Here is a 15457-nt window from a genome sequence, read left to right as displayed (position 1 = left end):
AGGCCGGTCGCTGACCGGCCTTTTTCATGGCCGACAATGCCGGCCACCTTGGAGGGACCCCGATGCGAGTGTTGCTGGTCGAGGATGATGCGGCGCTGAGCCTGGGCGTGGCGCGCGCCCTGGAGCGCGAGGGCTGGCAGGTGGACGTGCTGGCCGACGGGCGCCAGGCGGCTGCGGCCGGCCTGGTGGCGCAGTTCGAGTTGGCGGTGCTGGACCTGGGCCTGCCAGGGCTGGACGGTATGGGGGTGCTGCGCGCCTGGCGTGCCCAGGGCGCCAAGCTGCCGGTGCTGCTGCTGACCGCCCGCGACGAGCTGGCCGATCGCGTCGGTGGCCTCAATGCCGGTGCCGACGACTATCTCGTCAAACCCTTCGATCTGCCCGAGCTGATTGCGCGCCTGCGCGCCCTGCAGCGGCGTGCCCAGGGCCGCGTCAGCGACACCTTGCAGCTCGGCGAGCTGCTGCTGGACGGCGCGCATCGCGAGCTGCTGTTCCGCGGCGAGCCGGTGCGCCTGAGCCAGCGCGAATTCGCGCTCACCGAGATGCTGATGCAGCGCGCCGGCCGCGTGGTGGGCAAGGACGCCATCGTGGCGCGCCTGTCCAGCTGGGAGGCCGATTTCAGCGAGAACTCGGTCGAGGTCTATGTGCATCGCCTGCGCAAGCGCTTCGCCGAGCTGGGGGTGGAGATACGCACCGTGCGCGGCTTCGGCTATGTGCTCGAGCCCGGCCAGCAGCTGCTCGGCGCGGACGCGCAACATGCCGGCTAGGCCGCCGAGCCTGCGCCGGCAATTGCTGGCGCCGCTGGTGTGGATCTGGGCGCTGGGCATCGTGCTGGCGGCGGCCGGGGCCTATGGGCTGGCCAGCAGCAGCGCGAATGCCGCCTTCGACCGCGGGCTGCAGGACGAGACCAGCGCGCTGGCCGCCAAGATGGCGTGGACCGATCGCGGTCCCTTGCTCGACATGAGCCCGCAGACCCTGGAGCTGCTAACCTGGGACAGCACCGAGCGCAACAACTTTGTGGTGCTGGACGAGTCCGGGCGCGTGCTGGCGGGCGATGGCGAGGTGCCGCGGCCCGAGCTGCGCCACCACAGCTTTGCCAAGCCGCTGCTGTTTGACGGCCAGTTCCAGGGCCAGGCGGTGCGTGGCGCGATGTTCTCGCTGACCTCGCCGATGCTGGATCGTTCGGTATCCATCATCGTGATCGAGACGCGTGGCAAGCGCCAGCGCCTGGTGCGCGATGTGCTGGTGGCGATGGCGCTGCCGACCCTGGCGCTGGGCGGCCTGAGCATGGTGCTGCTGGCCTGGGGCATCCGGCGCGGCCTGCAGCCGCTGCGCGAGGTGGCGCGCGAGGTGGCGCAGCGCGCCTCCAGCGATCTGCGCCCGCTGCCGATCGAGGGTGTGCCGGCCGAGGCCGTGCCGCTGATCGAGCGCATCAACACCTTGCTCAGCGACGTGCAGCATTCGGTGGCCCTGCAGCGGCGCTTCGTGGCCGATGCCGCGCACCAGATGCGCACCCCGGTGGCGGGCCTGCGCGTGTTGACCCAGGAGCTGGAGCAGGAACTGAAGGCCTTGCCCGCGGCGGCCGGTGCCGCGCCGGCCTGGGAGCCGGTGCTGCGGGCGATGCTGCAGTCCAGCGAGCGCCTGGCCCGCCTGATAGGCCAGTTGCTGAGCCTGGCGCGTTCGGAAGCGGCGCTGGCCTTCGATGGCGAGCAGGGTCGCATGGACCTGCGCCCCATCCTGCGCGAGGCCGCCGAGCCCCTGGCCCTGCGCGCGGCGCGCGAGGGCAAGAGCCTGAGCCTGGAAATGCCCATGGAGCCGGTGCTGGCCCAGGCCCACCCGCTGTGGCTGGGCGAGGCGCTGGTGAACGTGCTGGACAACGCCCTGCGCTATGGCGGCCCCCACATCGTGCTGCGCCTGGGCGTGGTGGAGGGGCAGGCGCAGATCGATATCGAGGACGATGGCGAGGGCGTCGCACCGCAGGATCTGCCGCGCCTCAGCGAAGCCTTCTGGCGCGGCGCGCGCGCCGACACCCGCAACGACGGCGGCACCGGCCTGGGCCTGGCGATTGCCTTTGAAATCATCAGCCGGCTGGGCGGCAGCTGGGCCGCCTTCACCCGGCCCGAGTTGCAGGGCTTCCGCATCCGCTGGCGTCTGCCCTAGGGTTTACTGGGATGCGCTTGACATAAGTCATGACATCCGCCGTGCTTCTGCGTAGATTACGCCTTGCCGCCCGCTCCGCGGCGCCAGCCCTTGCTCATGTCCACAACCGCCGCCAGCGCCGCTCGCCCCGTTCAGGGGCTGGACGCGCTCGATGACCCCGATCTGCTTGCCAGCTATACGCAGTGGCAGACCCCGGCCGGTGGTGCGCGCATCGCCGTCTCGCAACTGCAGCTCACCGGCATGCATTGCGCGGCCTGCGCCAGCATCATCGAGTCCACCCTGACGGCCCAGGCCGGCGTGCTCTCCGCCCAGGTGAATGCGGCGGCCGAGCGTCTGCAGCTACGCTGGGACCCGGCGCGCACCCGCATCAGCACCCTGGTGCAGGCGATTGCCGGTGCCGGCTATGGCGCCGCGCCCGATGCCGCCGCGCCGGCGCGCGAGCAGCGCGAGCGCGAGCGCCGTCAGGCGCTGTGGCGCTTGTTCGTTGCGGCCTTTCTGATGATGCAGGTGATGATGCTGGCCACGCCCATCTATGTGGCCGATCCCGGCGACATGAGCGCCGACCTGCACCAGCTGCTGCTGTGGGGCTCCTGGGTGCTGAGCCTGCCGGTGATGCTGTTCTCGGCCGGGCCCTTCTTCAGCTCCGCCTGGCGCCAGCTGCGTGCCGGCCACCTGGGCATGGACGTGCCGGTGAGCCTGGGCCTGCTGGTGACCTTCGTCGCCAGCACCGGCGCCACCTTCGATCCGGGCGGCCTGTTCGGACACGAGGTCTATTTCGATTCGCTCACCATGTTCGTCAGCTTTCTGCTGGCCGGGCGTTTCCTGGAGCTGCGCGCGCGCCACCGCGTGGCGCAAAGCCTGGAGCAGGCGATGTCACGCCTGCCGGATCGCGTCGAGCGCCTGGAGCCGGATGGCAGCAGCAGCCAGGTGAGCCCGCAGCGCCTGCGCGCCGGGGACCTGGTGCGCGTGTTCGCCGGCCAGGCCTTCCCGGCCGACGGGCGGCTGGAGCAGGGCGCCACCGAGGCCGACGAGGCGCTGCTGAGCGGCGAGTCGCTGCCGGTGCCCAAGCGCGTCGGCGACGAGCTGGTGGCGGGCAGCATGAACCTGCATGCACCGGTGCTGCTGCGGGTGCTGCGCGTGGGCGCGGACACGCGCTACGAGGGCATCGTGCAGCTGATGCGCAGCGCGCTGACGCAGCGCCCGCGCGAGCTGCGCATGGCCGACCGCATCGCCGGGCCGTTTCTGTGGGGCGTGCTGCTGCTGGCCGGGCTGGCGGCGCTGGCCTGGCACTTCGTGGCGCCCGAGCGCGCCATCTGGGTGGCGGTGTCGGTGCTGATCGTCACGTGCCCCTGCGCACTCTCGCTGGCCGGGCCCTCGGCCTGGCTGGCCGCCGCGGGCGCACTGGCGCGGCGCGGCATCCTGCTGGGCCGCCTGGAAGCGCTGGAAACCCTGGCGCGCGTGGACATGGTGGTGCTGGACAAGACCGGCACGCTCACCGAAGACCGGCTGGTGCTGGCGGGCAGCTGGCCGGCGCGGCCTGTTGCCGCGCTGCTGGCCCAGGCGGCCGCGCTGGCGCACCATTCGCGCCACCCGATGGCGCTGGCGCTGGCGGCCGCACACCCGGTGGACGAGGCCGCCAAGGCGCAGTGGCAGCAGGTGCAGGAGCTGCCCGGGCGCGGCCTGCAGGCGCGCGATGCCCAGGGCCGCCAATGGCGGCTGGGCAGCCTGGACTGGCTGGGCGCTGACCCGGCGCTGCTGCCCGAGGCGCAGCTGGCGTTCGGGAGCGAGGATGCCGAGGGCGGCGTGAGCCTGCTGCTGGCCTTTGACGAGCAATTGCGCCCCGATGCCGCGGGCGCGATGCAGGCGCTGCGCGCTCAGGGCCTGCAGACCCTGCTGCTGTCCGGCGATCTGCCGGCGCGCGTCGAGCGGGTGGCGCGGCAGGCCGGCGTGCAGGCTGCGCGCGGTGGCGTCAGCCCCGAGGGCAAGCTGGCCGCGGTAGCCGAGCTGCAGGCCCAGGGGCGCTGCGTGCTGATGGTGGGCGACGGCATCAACGACGCGCCGGTGCTGGCGCGCGCCGACGCCAGCCTGGCGATGGGGCAGGGCGCCCTGGTCGCCAAGGCGCAGGCGGATGGCATCGTGCTGTCGACGAGGCTGAGCGATGTCGTGCTGGCGCGCGAGCTGGCGCTGCGCACGCGCCGCGTGATACGCCAGAACCTGGGCTGGGCCGCGGCCTACAACGCCGCCTGCATCCCCTTGGCCCTGCTGGGCTATCTGCCGCCCTGGGCCGCCGGCATCGGCATGGCGGCGAGTTCGCTGTTCGTGATCCTCAACGCGCTACGGCTCTCCCAAGAGCTGGGCAAGACCTGACACCATGGAAATCCTGTATTTGCTGATCCCGCTGTCGGTGGTGCTGGTGCTGCTGATCGTGGGCGTGTTCGGCTGGGCCATCAACAACGGCCAACTGGACGATCTGGAGCGCGAGGGCGGGCGCATTCTGGAGGATGAAACCGCGGTGGTTGATGGCGATCAAGCTCGGTCGCCGCAACAACCCTAAGAATCGCCGGGTCAATTTAGAAACGTGTAAGGAGCAGCTCAATGGCTAGTGTCTCGCAACCGGCTGGGCCGGTGTATGAGGACGGCGTCGTACGCGCATTTGCGCTTGCGGCCGTCCTGTGGGGCGTGGTCGGCATGCTGGTCGGCGTCATCTGCGCCGCCCAGCTCGCCTGGCCCGAACTCAATCTGGGAATCCCTTTCCTGAGCTATGGCCGCTTGCGTCCATTGCACACGAACGCGGTGATCTTCGCCTTCGGCGGTTGCACGCTGTTCGCGACCGCCTACCACGTGGTGCAGCGCACCGGCCAGACGCGCCTGTTCGCGCCCGGCCTGGCCTGGTTCACCTTCTGGGGCTGGCAACTGGTGATCCTGCTGGCGGCGATCAGCCTGCCGATGGGCTTCACGCAGGGCAAGGAATACGCCGAGCTGGAATGGCCGATCGACATCCTCATCACCGTGGTGTGGGTCTCGTACGCCATCGTGTTCTTCGGTACCGTGGGCACCCGCAAGATCCGCCACATTTATGTGGCGAACTGGTTCTTCGGCGCCTTCATCATCGCCGTGGCCCTGCTGCACCTGGTCAACAGCGCCGCCATCCCCGTCAGCCTGACCAAGAGCTACTCCGCCTATGCCGGCGTGCAGGACGCCATGGTGCAGTGGTGGTACGGCCATAACGCCGTGGGCTTCTTCCTGACCGCGGGCTTCCTCGGGATGATGTACTACTACATCCCCAAGCAGGCCGGCCGCCCGGTGTACAGCTACCGTCTCTCGATCGTGCACTTCTGGGCGCTGATCTTCACCTATATGTGGGCGGGCCCCCACCATCTGCACTACACCGCGCTGCCGGACTGGGCGCAATCGGTGGGCATGGTGTTCTCGCTGGTGCTGCTGGCGCCCAGCTGGGGCGGCATGATCAACGGCATCATGACGCTCTCGGGTGCCTGGCACAAGCTGCGTGACGACCCGATCCTGAAGTTCCTGATCGTCTCGCTGTCCTTCTACGGCATGTCGACCTTCGAAGGTCCGATGATGTCCATCAAGACGGTGAACGCGCTCTCGCACTACACCGACTGGACGATCGGCCATGTGCACTCCGGTGCGCTGGGCTGGGTGGGTCTGATCTCGATGGGCTGCCTGTATCACCTGATCCCGCGCATGTTCGGCCGTGTGGAGATGTACTCCAAGCGCGCCATCGAGCTGCACTTCTGGGTCGCCACCATCGGTATCGTGCTCTACATCGCCGCGATGTGGATCGCCGGCGTGATGCAGGGCCTGATGTGGCGTGCGGTCAACCCCGACGGCACCCTGGTCTACACCTTCGTGGAAAGCGTCAAGGCTACCTATCCCTTCTATGTGATTCGCCTCGGCGGCGGTCTGCTCTATCTGGGCGGCATGCTGATCATGGGCTGGAACGTGGTGAAGACGGTGCAGGCTGGCAAGGCTCAGGCCGTGCGCATCCCCGCCGTGGTCGCCCACGCCTGAAGCAGACGGAGTCAACAAATGGCAAATACCAATCACGCCGTCGCTGGTCACGAGAAGATTGAAACCAGCAATTTCTTGATGATCGTGCTGGTGCTGCTGACGGTGGTCGTCGGTGGCATCGTCGAAATCGTGCCGCTGTTCTTCCAGCGCTCCACCACCCAGCCGGTGGAGGGCCTCAAGCCCTATACCGCGCTGCAGCTGGCCGGCCGGGACGTCTACATCCGCGAGGGCTGCTACAACTGCCACTCGCAGATGATCCGCCCCTTCCGTGCTGAGACCATGCGCTATGGCCATTATTCGGTGGCCGGCGAATTCGTCTACGACCACCCCTTCCAATGGGGCAGCAAGCGCACCGGGCCCGACCTGCAGCGCGTCGGCGGCAAGTACAGCGATGAATGGCATCGCATCCACATGACCAATCCGCGCGACCTGGTGCCCGAGTCGAACATGCCTGCCTACCCCTGGCTGGCCAAGTCGAACGTCAACCCGGCCGACATGGCGCCCAAGTTCCGCGCCCTGCGTACGGTGGGCGTGCCTTATACCGACGACGACATCGCCAAGGCCGGCGATGAGGTCAAGGGCAAGACCGAGCTGGATGCGGTGATCGCCTACCTGCAGGTCATGGGCACCGCGCTCAAGTAAGGAGTTGCAGACATGGATATCAACGATCTGCGCGCCGGCTTCACGGTGCTCTCGATGCTGATGTTTGTGGGCATCGCCATGTGGGCGTACTCCAAGCGCAATCTGCATCGTTTCGATGAGGTGGCCGCCGTCCCCTTGCTGGACGACGACGTGCCAGCCGAACCCAAGCTCTCCAGGAGGCCTGAATGAGTGACTTTTTCTCCAATGGCTGGTCGGTCTTCGTGGCCGGCGCCACCATCCTTGGCCTGCTGCTGTGCCTGGTGCTGTTGATCATCGCCAGCCGCCGCAAGATCATGGCCAACGACAACACCACCGGCCATATCTGGGACGAAGACCTGCGTGAACTGAACAACCCGCTGCCGCGCTGGTGGATGGGTCTGTTCGTGCTGACGGTGGTGTTCGCAGGCATCTACCTGGCCATGTACCCGGGCCTGGGCAGCACCGAGGGCAGCCTGAAGTGGACCAGCACCGGCCAATACGAGGCCGAGCAGGCCAAGGCCCGCGCCGCACTTGAGGGTGTCTACGCCAAGTACGCGGCCATGCCGGCCGAGGCCCTGGCCAAGGATCCGCAGGCCATGGGCATTGGCGAACGCCTGTTCGCCAACAACTGTGCCGGCTGCCATGGCTCCGACGCACGCGGCTCCAAGGGCTTCCCCAACCTGACCGACAGCGACTGGCTCTATGGCGGTGCGCATGACACCATCATCGAAACCATCAGCAAGGGCCGCAACGGCGTGATGCCGCCGATGGCCGCCGCGGTAGGCACGCCGGAAGACGTGCGCAATGTGGCCAACTATGTGCTGAGCCTGTCGGGCAGCCCGCACAACTCGATCGCGGCCCAGCTGGGCAAGCCCAAGTTCGGCGCTTGCGCGGCCTGCCATGGTCCGGACGGCAAGGGCAACCAGGCCCTGGGCGCGCCCAACCTGACCGACAAGGTCTGGCTGCATGGCTGGGGCGAAGACGCGGTGATGGCGATGATCAACAACGGCAAGAACAACGTCATGCCCGCCCACGCCTCGCGCCTGAGCGCTGAGCAGATCCGCGTGCTGGCGGCCTATGTGTGGAGCCTGTCGCAAACCACGGCCGTGGCCGCCAAGTAAGAAGTAGCAGAAAAGCAGCAACTGATGAGCAGCGAAGCCAGCGCCACGACCCAGCCCAGCCAGAGCGGTGGTGATGCCGCCGTGGAGATGGTTTCGCTCTATCAGGCACAGAAGAAGATCTACCCCCGCGCCGTCACGGGCTGGTTTGCGACCTGGCGCTGGAGCCTGGTCTGGATCACGCAGCTGCTGTTCTACGGCCTGCCCTGGTTGAACTGGAACGGCCGCCAGGCCGTGCTCTTCGACCTGGGCGCGCGCCGTTTCTATATCTTCGAACTGGTCCTGTATCCGCAGGACTTCATCTTCCTGACCGGGATCCTGCTGATCTCGGCCTATGCGCTGTTTCTCTTCACCGCGGTGGCGGGGCGGCTGTGGTGCGGCTATGCCTGCCCGCAGACCGTCTACACCGAGATCTTCATGTGGGTGGAGCAGCGCTTCGAGGGCGATCGCGCCGCACGCATGCGGCTTGACGCCGGCCCCTGGAACGCCGAGAAGCTGGCGCGCAAGGGCGGCAAGCAGCTGGTCTGGCTGAGCCTGGGCCTGTGGACCGGCTTTACCTTTGTCGGCTACTTCACGCCCATCAAGCTGCTGGGCAGCGAGGCCCTGGCCCTGAGCTTCGGGCCCTGGGAATGGTTCTGGGTGCTGTTCTACGGTTTTGCCACCTACGGCAATGCAGGCTATATGCGCGAGCAGGTCTGCAAATACATGTGCCCCTATGCGCGCTTCCAGAGCGCCATGTTCGACAAGGACACGCTGATCATCAGCTACGACGCCGAGCGCGGCGAGCCGCGCGGCGCGCGCGGGCGCAAGGCGGACCCGAAGCAGCTCGGGCTCGGCGCCTGCATCGACTGCAATCTCTGCGTGCATGTCTGCCCCACCGGCATCGATATCCGCAAGGGCCTGCAATACGAGTGCATCGGCTGCGCCGCCTGTGTCGATGTGTGCAACGGCGTGATGGACAAGATGGGCTATGCGCGCGGCCTGGTGCGCTACGACACCCAGAACGGGCTGTCCCAGCACCTGACGCGCAGCCAACTGCTGGCGCGCATGTTCCGCCCGCGCGTGCTGATCTATACCGCCATCCTTTTCGTCATCAGCGCGGCCCTGATGGCCAGCATCGCGCTGCGCACCACCTTCAAGGTGGACGTGGTGCGCGACCGCGCCTCGCTGGCACGGCAGGTCGAGGACGGCTATGTGGAAAACGTCTACCGCCTGCAGATCATGAATGCCACCGAGCAGGAGCAGCGTTTCACGCTGACGGCCTCCGGCCTGCTGGGCCTGCGCATGCAGCCCGCGGTGGACGTCGTCGCGGTCGGACCCGCCGAGGCGCGCTGGATCTCGGTGGCGCTGCGCGTGCCGCCCGAGGTCGCGGCCAGCGAGGGCGCCGGCGCCCATCCGATCCAGTTCGAGATCCGCCGCCTCGCCAGCCCGGGCACCGACGCCGGCAGTCTGATGGAAAAATCAACCTTTGTGCTGCCGCGTTGAGCGGCGGCCCATTCATCCGAAAGAGCACGCCATGAGCAAGCAGCAAGACCTGACCCCGGCCGACAAGCCCGCCCCCTGGTGGCGCGAACGCATGATGTGGCTGGTGGTGGGCGGCCCGTCGGTGGTGATCGTCGCCTGCATCGCCACGCTGACGCTGGCGATCCGTTTCCCGGATCCGGTGATCGAGACCAAAGCCCGCCTGTCGGCCGACAGTGCGGAAGAGCAGGGCGCGGCCCTGCAGCCCGCCATGAAGGCCCGCAACCATGCGGCGACGGGCGGCCACTGACGCAGCAGACTCACAAGCCGAGGGGGCGCGTATGGGTGAAGCAGGGGACGCAGCAGGGGACGATGCAGGTATTGAGCGCAGGCCAGGTGACCGGCCGGGGCTGGTGCGTTCGGCCATGTTCATCCTCTGGCCGTCCTTCTTCATGGCCGGCGTGACCGTGGCGCTGGTGTTCGCGGTGGTGGACCCCAGCGATCTGAGCTGGTTCGGCGCGGCCCCGATGGCGCTGCCGCGCGCCGCCATCTACACGCTCAGCTTCCTGATCTTCTGGCTGCTCATCAGCGCCGCATCGGCGATGTCACTGTACCTGGCCCAGCAACAAAAAAGCCCGCCTCAGTAGCGGGCCTGGGCGGGCGTTTGAGGCTTTGCGGCCGGGCTCAGCAGGTGGTGCTGTTGACCAGCTTCTGCAGCCCCGGCTGATCCATGATGCGGATCTGGCGCTGCTTCACTTCCAGCAGGCCGTCTTCCTGGAACTTCGAGAAGGTGCGGCTGACCGTCTCCAGCTTCAGGCCCAGATAGCTGCCGATTTCCTCGCGCGTCATGCGCAGCACCAGGGCCGAGGCCGAGAAGCCGCGCGCCTGCAGGCGCTGGGTCAGGTTGAGCAGGAAGGCCGCCAGGCGCTCCTCGGCGCGCATGCTGCCCAAGAGCAGCATCACGCCATGGTCGCGCACGATTTCGCGGCTCATGATCTTGTGGAACTGATGCTGCAGATCGGTGAATTCGCGCGACAGCTCTTCCAGCTGGCTGTAGGGAATCACGCAGACCTGCGAGTCCTCCAGGGCCACGGCGTCGCAGCTGTGGCGGTCATTGCTGATGCCGTCCAGCCCCAGCAACTCGCCGGCCATCTGGAAGCCGGTGACCTGGTCGCGCCCGTCTTCGGACGACACGCAGGTCTTGAAGAAACCGGTGCGCACCGCATAAAGCGACTGGAAGGAGTCCCCGGTACGGAACAGCGTGTCGCCGCGTTCGACATTGCGGCGTGTGGCCACCAGGGCGTCCAGTTGATCCAGGTCACCCTTGGATAGGCCGACGGGCAAGCACAACTCCCGCAGGTTGCAGCTGGAACAAGCTACCTTGAAGGGCTCGATCTTGATGGCGTGGTTGGCATTCATGTGGCGAATTATGGTGGCTGGGCCCGGAGCTGGGGCGGATTCCGCACCCGATGGCGTGCCTGTGTGCATAGAGTTGAACATGATGCTCCTCAAGATTGACGCCATTCTTTCTCTATGCTCGCGCTGCAAGATTGACCCAAGTCAAACGCCCTGTCAACGGGCTTGGCACAGTACGGTCCATGGAACCAAGAGTCGCTGAACCCCTGCCAGGCATCACCGAAGACGTGTTGCGCCGCTTTGACGTTTCCGGGCCGCGCTACACCTCCTACCCGACTGCCGACCGTTTCGTCGAGGCCTTTACCACCACCCAATACCGTCAGGCCCTGCAACAGCGGGCCCAGGGCGGCGTGGTGGGGGGCGGCGCGCCGCTGTCCATCTATGTGCACATCCCCTTTTGCGAGTCGGTCTGCTACTACTGCGCTTGCAACAAGGTCATTACCAAGCACCATGAGAAGGCGGCCGAATACCTGGACGCGCTGGTCACGGAGATGGACCTGACCCTGGCGGATCTCGGACGCACCCAGTCGGTGTCGCAGCTGCATCTGGGTGGCGGTTCACCGACCTTCCTCAGCGATGCGGAGCTGACGCGCCTGATGGACGACATTCGCAGCCGCTTCAAGCTCGCGCCCGGTGCCGAGATCTCGATCGAGGTGGACCCGCGCACCGTCACCAACGAGCGCCTACAGCATCTGCGCGGCCTGGGCTTCAATCGCCTGAGCTTTGGCGTGCAGGACTTCGACCCGGCGGTGCAGAAGGCCGTGCATCGCATGCAGAGCTACGAGAGCGTGGAAGCGCTGATGATCCAGGCGCGTGCCCTGGGCTTCGAATCCACCAATGTGGACCTGATCTACGGCCTGCCGCAGCAGACGCCCGAGTCCTTCGCCCGCACCATCGCCCAGGTGGCGGCACTCAAGCCGGACCGCATCGCGCTGTATGGCTACGCCCATCTGCCGCAGCGCTTCAAGCCGCAGCGCCGCATCGACGCCGCACTGCTGCCGGTGGCGGCCGACAAGCTGCACATGCTGTCGGGCGCGCTCGGCGGCTTTGTCGGGCACGGCTACACCTATATCGGCATGGACCATTTTGCCCTGCCCAACGACAGCCTGGCGGTGGCCAAGCGCCAGGGCCGGTTGCACCGCAACTTCCAGGGCTACAGCACCCAGCCCGATTGCGACCTGATCGGCCTGGGCGTTTCCGCCATCGGCCGCATCGGCGCCACCTACAGCCAGAATGCCAAGACCCTGCCCGAGTACTACGACGCGCTGGCCCATGGCCAGCTGCCGATCGAGCGCGGCCTGGCCCTGTCGCGCGACGACCTGGTGCGGCGCGCCATGATCATGGCGCTGATGTGCCAGGGGCGGGTGGAGTTCGAGTCCATCGAGCTGGCGCATCTGATCAAGGTGCAGGACTACTTCGGCCCCGAGCTGGAGCGCCTGCGCGCCATGGCCGATACCGGCCTGGTGGTGGTGGAGCCCAGCGCGATCCAGGTCACCGCCATGGGCTGGTACTTTGTGCGCGCCGTGGCCATGGTGTTCGATCGCTACCTGAGCGCCGACCAGACGCGCGCCAAGTTTTCGCGCATCATCTGACCCCATGTTGGATCTCGCACTTGCCGGCTCGGCCCTGCTGATGGGCCTGGCCGGCACTCCCCATTGTCTGGCCATGTGTGGCCCGACGGCCGCTGCTTGCGGCAGAGCTGGGCGAGGTGCGGCGGGCGCGTTCCAGCTCGGCCGCATGCTGGGCTATGGGCTTGGCGGCGCCGTGGTGGCGGCCAGTGTGGGCGCGCTGGCCTGGATCGGCAGTGCGGCGGCCTGGCTGCGGCCGCTGTGGCTGCTCGTGCATGCCGCGGCCCTCTTGCTGGGCCTGTACCTGCTGGTGTTTGCCAGGCAGCCGGCCTGGCTGGGTCAGATCGGCCGCCAGGTCAACGTGGCAACGCTCGCCATGCCCGGGGCAGGGCGGGTGGTGCTGTCGGCCCCGGCTCGATCCGGGCTGGTCGGCCTGGCCTGGGTGGCCTGGCCCTGTGGGCTGCTGCAATCGGCCCTGCTGACCGCGGGCCTGGCCAGCGGCGCTGCGGCCGGCGCCCTGGTGATGATGGCCTTTGCAGCCGGCTCCGGAGCGGGCCTGGCGCTGGGCCCCGGCCTGCTGCTGAAAGCCCTGGGTGCGCAAGGCATGGCCTGGGCCGTGCGCCTGGCCGGCCTGGCGCTGATCGCCGCCTCCGGATGGGCCCTGGGTCATGGCGTCTGGTTGCAGGTTGCCGCCCTCTGCGGCCTGCCCAGCTGAGAAACTGATCAAGGCCAAGACTTCTATAAGACTTGGCTCGCCGGCCGGCGCACCTGCCCTAGAATCACCGCTCTAATCGACCACCCCGCGGGCCTCTTTGATGGGCCGATCTGGATACCTCATGACTACTCAGCAACCGACCATCATCTACACCCTGACCGACGAGGCGCCGCTGTTGGCGACCGCGTCCTTCCTGCCCATCGTGCGCGCCTTCACGGCGCCCGCCGGCGTGCATGTCGAGACCAGCGACATCTCCGTCGCCGGCCGCGTCCTGGGCCAGTTCCCCGAAGCCCTGAGCGAGGCGCAGCGCGCGCCCGACCACCTGGCCGAACTTGGCAAGCTGACCTTAAGGCCCGAGGCCAACATCATCAAGCTGCCCAATATCAGCGCCTCGGTCGCGCAGCTGAAGGCCGCCATCAAGGAGCTGCAGGGCAAGGGCTACAAGATCCCCGACTTCCCCGAGAAGCCGCAGACCGACGAGGAAAAGGAGATCCGCGCGCGCTACAACAAGTGCATCGGCTCGGCCGTGAACCCGGTGCTGCGCGAGGGCAACTCGGACCGCCGCGCACCCAAGGCCGTCAAGGAATACGCGCGCAAGAACCCGCACAGCATGGCCGACTGGAGCCAGGCCTCGCGCTCGCATGTCTCGCACATGCATGCCGGCGACTTCTACCACGGCGAGAAGTCCATGACCCTGGACCGCGCGCGCAACGTCAAGATGGAGCTGATCACCAAGAGCGGCAAGACCATCGTCTTGAAGCCCAAGGTGGCGCTGCTGGACCGCGAGGTCATCGACAGCATGTTCATGAGCAAGAAGGCCTTGCTGGATTTCTACGAAAAGGAAATCGAGGACGCGCGCCAGACCGGCGTGATGTTCTCGCTGCACGTCAAGGCCACCATGATGAAGGTCTCGCATCCGATCGTGTTCGGCCACTGCGTAAAGATCTTCTACCGTGAAGCCTTCGAGAAGCACGGCAAGCTGTTCGACGAGTTGGGCATCAATGTCAACAACGGCATGGTCGATCTGTACAACAAGATCGCCACCCTGCCGCAGAGCAAGCAGGACGAGATCAAGCGCGATCTGCACGCCTGCCACGAGCACCGCCCCGAGTTGGCCATGGTCGATTCGGCCAAGGGCATCACCAACTTCCACTCGCCCAACGACATCATCGTCGACGCCTCGATGCCGGCGATGATCCGCAACGGCGGCAAGATGTGGGGCGCCGACGGCCGCCTGAAGGACGTCAAGGCGGTGATGCCGGAGTCGACCTTCGCCCGCATCTACCAGGAGATGATCAACTTCTGCAAATGGCACGGCGCCTTCGATCCCAAGACCATGGGCACGGTGCCCAACGTCGGCCTGATGGCCCAGCAGGCCGAGGAATACGGCTCGCACGACAAGACCTTCGAGATCCCTGAAGACGGCGTCGCCAACATCACCGACCTGGACAGCGGCGAGGTGCTGATGAGCCAGGACGTGGAGCAGGGCGACATCTGGCGCATGTGCCAGTGCAAGGACGCCGCGATCCGCGACTGGGTCAAGCTGGCCGTCAACCGCGCGCGCAACTCGGGCATGCCGGTGGTGTTCTGGCTCGACGCCTACCGTCCGCACGAGGCGCAGCTGATCACCAAGGTCAAGATGTATCTGCACGAGCACAACACCTCGGGCCTGGACATCCAGATCATGAGCCAGGTGCGTGCCATGCGTTACACGCTGGAGCGCGTGATCCGCGGCCAGGACACCATCAGCGCCACCGGCAACATCCTGCGCGACTACCTGACCGACCTGTTCCCCATCATGGAGCTGGGCACCTCGGCCAAGATGCTGTCGATCGTGCCGCTGATGGCCGGCGGCGGCATGTACGAGACCGGCGCCGGCGGCTCGGCGCCCAAGCATGTGCAGCAGCTGGTGGAAGAGAACCACCTGCGCTGGGACTCGCTGGGCGAGTTCCTGGCGCTGGCCGTGAGCCTGGAAGACCTGGGCCTGAAGAACAACAACGCCCGCGCCAAGCTGCTGGCCAAGACCCTGGACGCCGCCACCGGCCGGCTGCTGGACAACAACAAGAACCCCAGCCCCAAGACCGGCCAGCTCGACAACCGCGGCAGCCAGTTCTACCTGGCGCTGTACTGGGCCGAGGCGCTGGCCGCGCAGGGCGATGACGCCGAGCTGGCCGCGAAGTTCGCGCCGCTGGCCAAGGCCTTGGCCGACAAGGAGACCACCATCGTGGCCGAGCTGGCCGCGGTGCAGGGCAAGCCGGTCGACATCGGGGGCTATTACATGCCCGACATGGCCAAGCTGGAAGCCGTGATGCGCCCGAGCGCGACCTTCAACCTGGCGCTGGCGTCCGTCGCAGCCTGATCAGAAA

Annotated in this window: 15 protein-coding genes; 14 read left to right on the top strand and 1 reads right to left on the bottom strand. The window is 67.2% G+C overall.

All coding sequences use genetic code 11. The annotated features are described in order from the left end of the window. The first annotated feature begins 62 nt into the window (after positions 1-62). From PFX98_RS22720 to PFX98_RS22670, 11 genes are all read left to right on the top strand, one after another. Positions 63-764 carry a response regulator gene (locus PFX98_RS22720; protein WP_285232755.1) on the top strand — a complete coding sequence of 234 codons (702 nt, stop codon included), beginning with the start codon at positions 63-65 and terminating at the stop codon, positions 762-764. Continuing rightward, positions 754-2157, top strand: coding sequence for a sensor histidine kinase (locus tag PFX98_RS22715; protein WP_285232754.1), 1404 nt, complete (start codon positions 754-756; stop codon positions 2155-2157). The genes PFX98_RS22720 and PFX98_RS22715 overlap by 11 nt, the downstream gene beginning before the upstream one ends. Positions 2158-2253: 96 nt before the next feature. Next, positions 2254-4524, top strand: coding sequence for a heavy metal translocating P-type ATPase (locus tag PFX98_RS22710; protein WP_285232753.1), 2271 nt, complete (start codon positions 2254-2256; stop codon positions 4522-4524). 4 nt (positions 4525-4528) lie between these two features. Continuing rightward, positions 4529-4711 (top strand): cbb3-type cytochrome oxidase assembly protein CcoS, encoded by a 183-nt coding sequence (ccoS, locus tag PFX98_RS22705; RefSeq protein ID WP_342399166.1) that lies wholly within the window; start codon positions 4529-4531, stop codon positions 4709-4711. 41 nt (positions 4712-4752) lie between these two features. Continuing rightward, entirely contained in the window at positions 4753-6192 is a 1440-nt protein-coding gene (gene ccoN / locus PFX98_RS22700) for a cytochrome-c oxidase, cbb3-type subunit I (protein ID WP_285232752.1), read from the top strand. An 18-nt stretch (positions 6193-6210) separates the two neighbouring features. After that, positions 6211-6834, top strand: coding sequence for a cytochrome-c oxidase, cbb3-type subunit II (ccoO, locus tag PFX98_RS22695; protein WP_285232751.1), 624 nt, complete (start codon positions 6211-6213; stop codon positions 6832-6834). Between the two features lie 12 nt (positions 6835-6846). Next, a complete protein-coding gene (locus PFX98_RS22690; RefSeq protein ID WP_285232750.1) occupies positions 6847-7023 on the top strand; it encodes a cbb3-type cytochrome oxidase subunit 3 in 177 nt (58 codons plus the stop codon). Next, positions 7020-7934 (top strand): cytochrome-c oxidase, cbb3-type subunit III, encoded by a 915-nt coding sequence (gene ccoP, locus PFX98_RS22685; RefSeq protein ID WP_285232749.1) that lies wholly within the window; start codon positions 7020-7022, stop codon positions 7932-7934. Before PFX98_RS22690 ends, ccoP begins: the two co-directional genes overlap by 4 nt. Positions 7935-7958: 24 nt before the next feature. Beyond that, a complete protein-coding gene (gene ccoG, locus PFX98_RS22680) occupies positions 7959-9416 on the top strand; it encodes a cytochrome c oxidase accessory protein CcoG (protein WP_285232748.1) in 1458 nt (485 codons plus the stop codon). 31 nt (positions 9417-9447) lie between these two features. Then, on the top strand, positions 9448-9702 hold the full coding sequence (locus PFX98_RS22675; RefSeq protein WP_285232747.1) for a hypothetical protein: 255 nt from the start codon (positions 9448-9450) through the stop codon (positions 9700-9702). Between the two features lie 115 nt (positions 9703-9817). Next, on the top strand, positions 9818-10039 hold the full coding sequence (locus PFX98_RS22670) for a hypothetical protein (protein WP_285232746.1): 222 nt from the start codon (positions 9818-9820) through the stop codon (positions 10037-10039). Positions 10040-10076: 37 nt separating this feature from the next. Here PFX98_RS22670 and fnr read toward each other — a convergent pair whose 3' ends face one another. Continuing rightward, the gene (gene fnr, locus PFX98_RS22665; protein WP_285232745.1) at positions 10077-10811 is read right to left on the bottom strand and encodes a fumarate/nitrate reduction transcriptional regulator Fnr; all 735 of its coding nucleotides are present in this window, start codon (positions 10809-10811) and stop codon (positions 10077-10079) included. Between the two features lie 179 nt (positions 10812-10990). Between fnr and hemN the strand changes: the two genes are divergently transcribed. From hemN to PFX98_RS22650, 3 genes are all read left to right on the top strand, one after another. Then, on the top strand, positions 10991-12400 hold the full coding sequence (hemN, locus tag PFX98_RS22660) for an oxygen-independent coproporphyrinogen III oxidase (protein ID WP_285232744.1): 1410 nt from the start codon (positions 10991-10993) through the stop codon (positions 12398-12400). Between the two features lie 4 nt (positions 12401-12404). Further along, positions 12405-13091, top strand: a complete 687-nt coding sequence (locus PFX98_RS22655) for a sulfite exporter TauE/SafE family protein (RefSeq protein WP_285232743.1) — start codon at positions 12405-12407, stop codon at positions 13089-13091. Positions 13092-13212: 121 nt separating this feature from the next. Continuing rightward, positions 13213-15450: an NADP-dependent isocitrate dehydrogenase gene (locus PFX98_RS22650; protein ID WP_285232742.1), complete on the top strand. Its 2238-nt coding sequence runs from the start codon at positions 13213-13215 to the stop codon at positions 15448-15450. The last annotated feature ends 7 nt before the right edge of the window (positions 15451-15457 follow it).

Source organism: Paucibacter sediminis (genome assembly GCF_030254645.1).
Taxonomy (GTDB): domain Bacteria; phylum Pseudomonadota; class Gammaproteobacteria; order Burkholderiales; family Burkholderiaceae_C; genus Paucibacter_B; species Paucibacter_B sediminis.
The sequence above is the reverse complement of the archived record's forward strand: the minus strand, read 5'-3'. Positions and strand labels throughout refer to the sequence as shown.

Bases quoted from the DNA above. Each gene is read 5' to 3' on its own strand.
- fnr (WP_285232745.1), bottom strand. From the start codon at position 10,811: ATGAATGCCAACCACGCCATCAAGATCGAGCCCTTCAAGGTAGCTTGT.
- ccoS (WP_342399166.1), top strand. From the start codon at position 4,529: ATGGAAATCCTGTATTTGCTGATCCCGCTGTCGGTGGTGCTGGTGCTG.
- ccoP (WP_285232749.1), top strand. From the start codon at position 7,020: ATGAGTGACTTTTTCTCCAATGGCTGGTCGGTCTTCGTGGCCGGCGCC.
- PFX98_RS22715 (WP_285232754.1), top strand. From the start codon at position 754: ATGCCGGCTAGGCCGCCGAGCCTGCGCCGGCAATTGCTGGCGCCGCTG.
- PFX98_RS22670 (WP_285232746.1), top strand. From the start codon at position 9,818: ATGTTCATCCTCTGGCCGTCCTTCTTCATGGCCGGCGTGACCGTGGCG.
- PFX98_RS22690 (WP_285232750.1), top strand. From the start codon at position 6,847: ATGGATATCAACGATCTGCGCGCCGGCTTCACGGTGCTCTCGATGCTG.
- PFX98_RS22655 (WP_285232743.1), top strand. From the start codon at position 12,405: ATGTTGGATCTCGCACTTGCCGGCTCGGCCCTGCTGATGGGCCTGGCC.
- ccoN (WP_285232752.1), top strand. From the start codon at position 4,753: ATGGCTAGTGTCTCGCAACCGGCTGGGCCGGTGTATGAGGACGGCGTC.
- PFX98_RS22720 (WP_285232755.1), top strand. From the start codon at position 63: ATGCGAGTGTTGCTGGTCGAGGATGATGCGGCGCTGAGCCTGGGCGTG.
- PFX98_RS22710 (WP_285232753.1), top strand. From the start codon at position 2,254: ATGTCCACAACCGCCGCCAGCGCCGCTCGCCCCGTTCAGGGGCTGGAC.
- PFX98_RS22650 (WP_285232742.1), top strand. From the start codon at position 13,213: ATGACTACTCAGCAACCGACCATCATCTACACCCTGACCGACGAGGCG.
- PFX98_RS22675 (WP_285232747.1), top strand. From the start codon at position 9,448: ATGAGCAAGCAGCAAGACCTGACCCCGGCCGACAAGCCCGCCCCCTGG.
- hemN (WP_285232744.1), top strand. From the start codon at position 10,991: ATGGAACCAAGAGTCGCTGAACCCCTGCCAGGCATCACCGAAGACGTG.
- ccoO (WP_285232751.1), top strand. From the start codon at position 6,211: ATGGCAAATACCAATCACGCCGTCGCTGGTCACGAGAAGATTGAAACC.
- ccoG (WP_285232748.1), top strand. From the start codon at position 7,959: ATGAGCAGCGAAGCCAGCGCCACGACCCAGCCCAGCCAGAGCGGTGGT.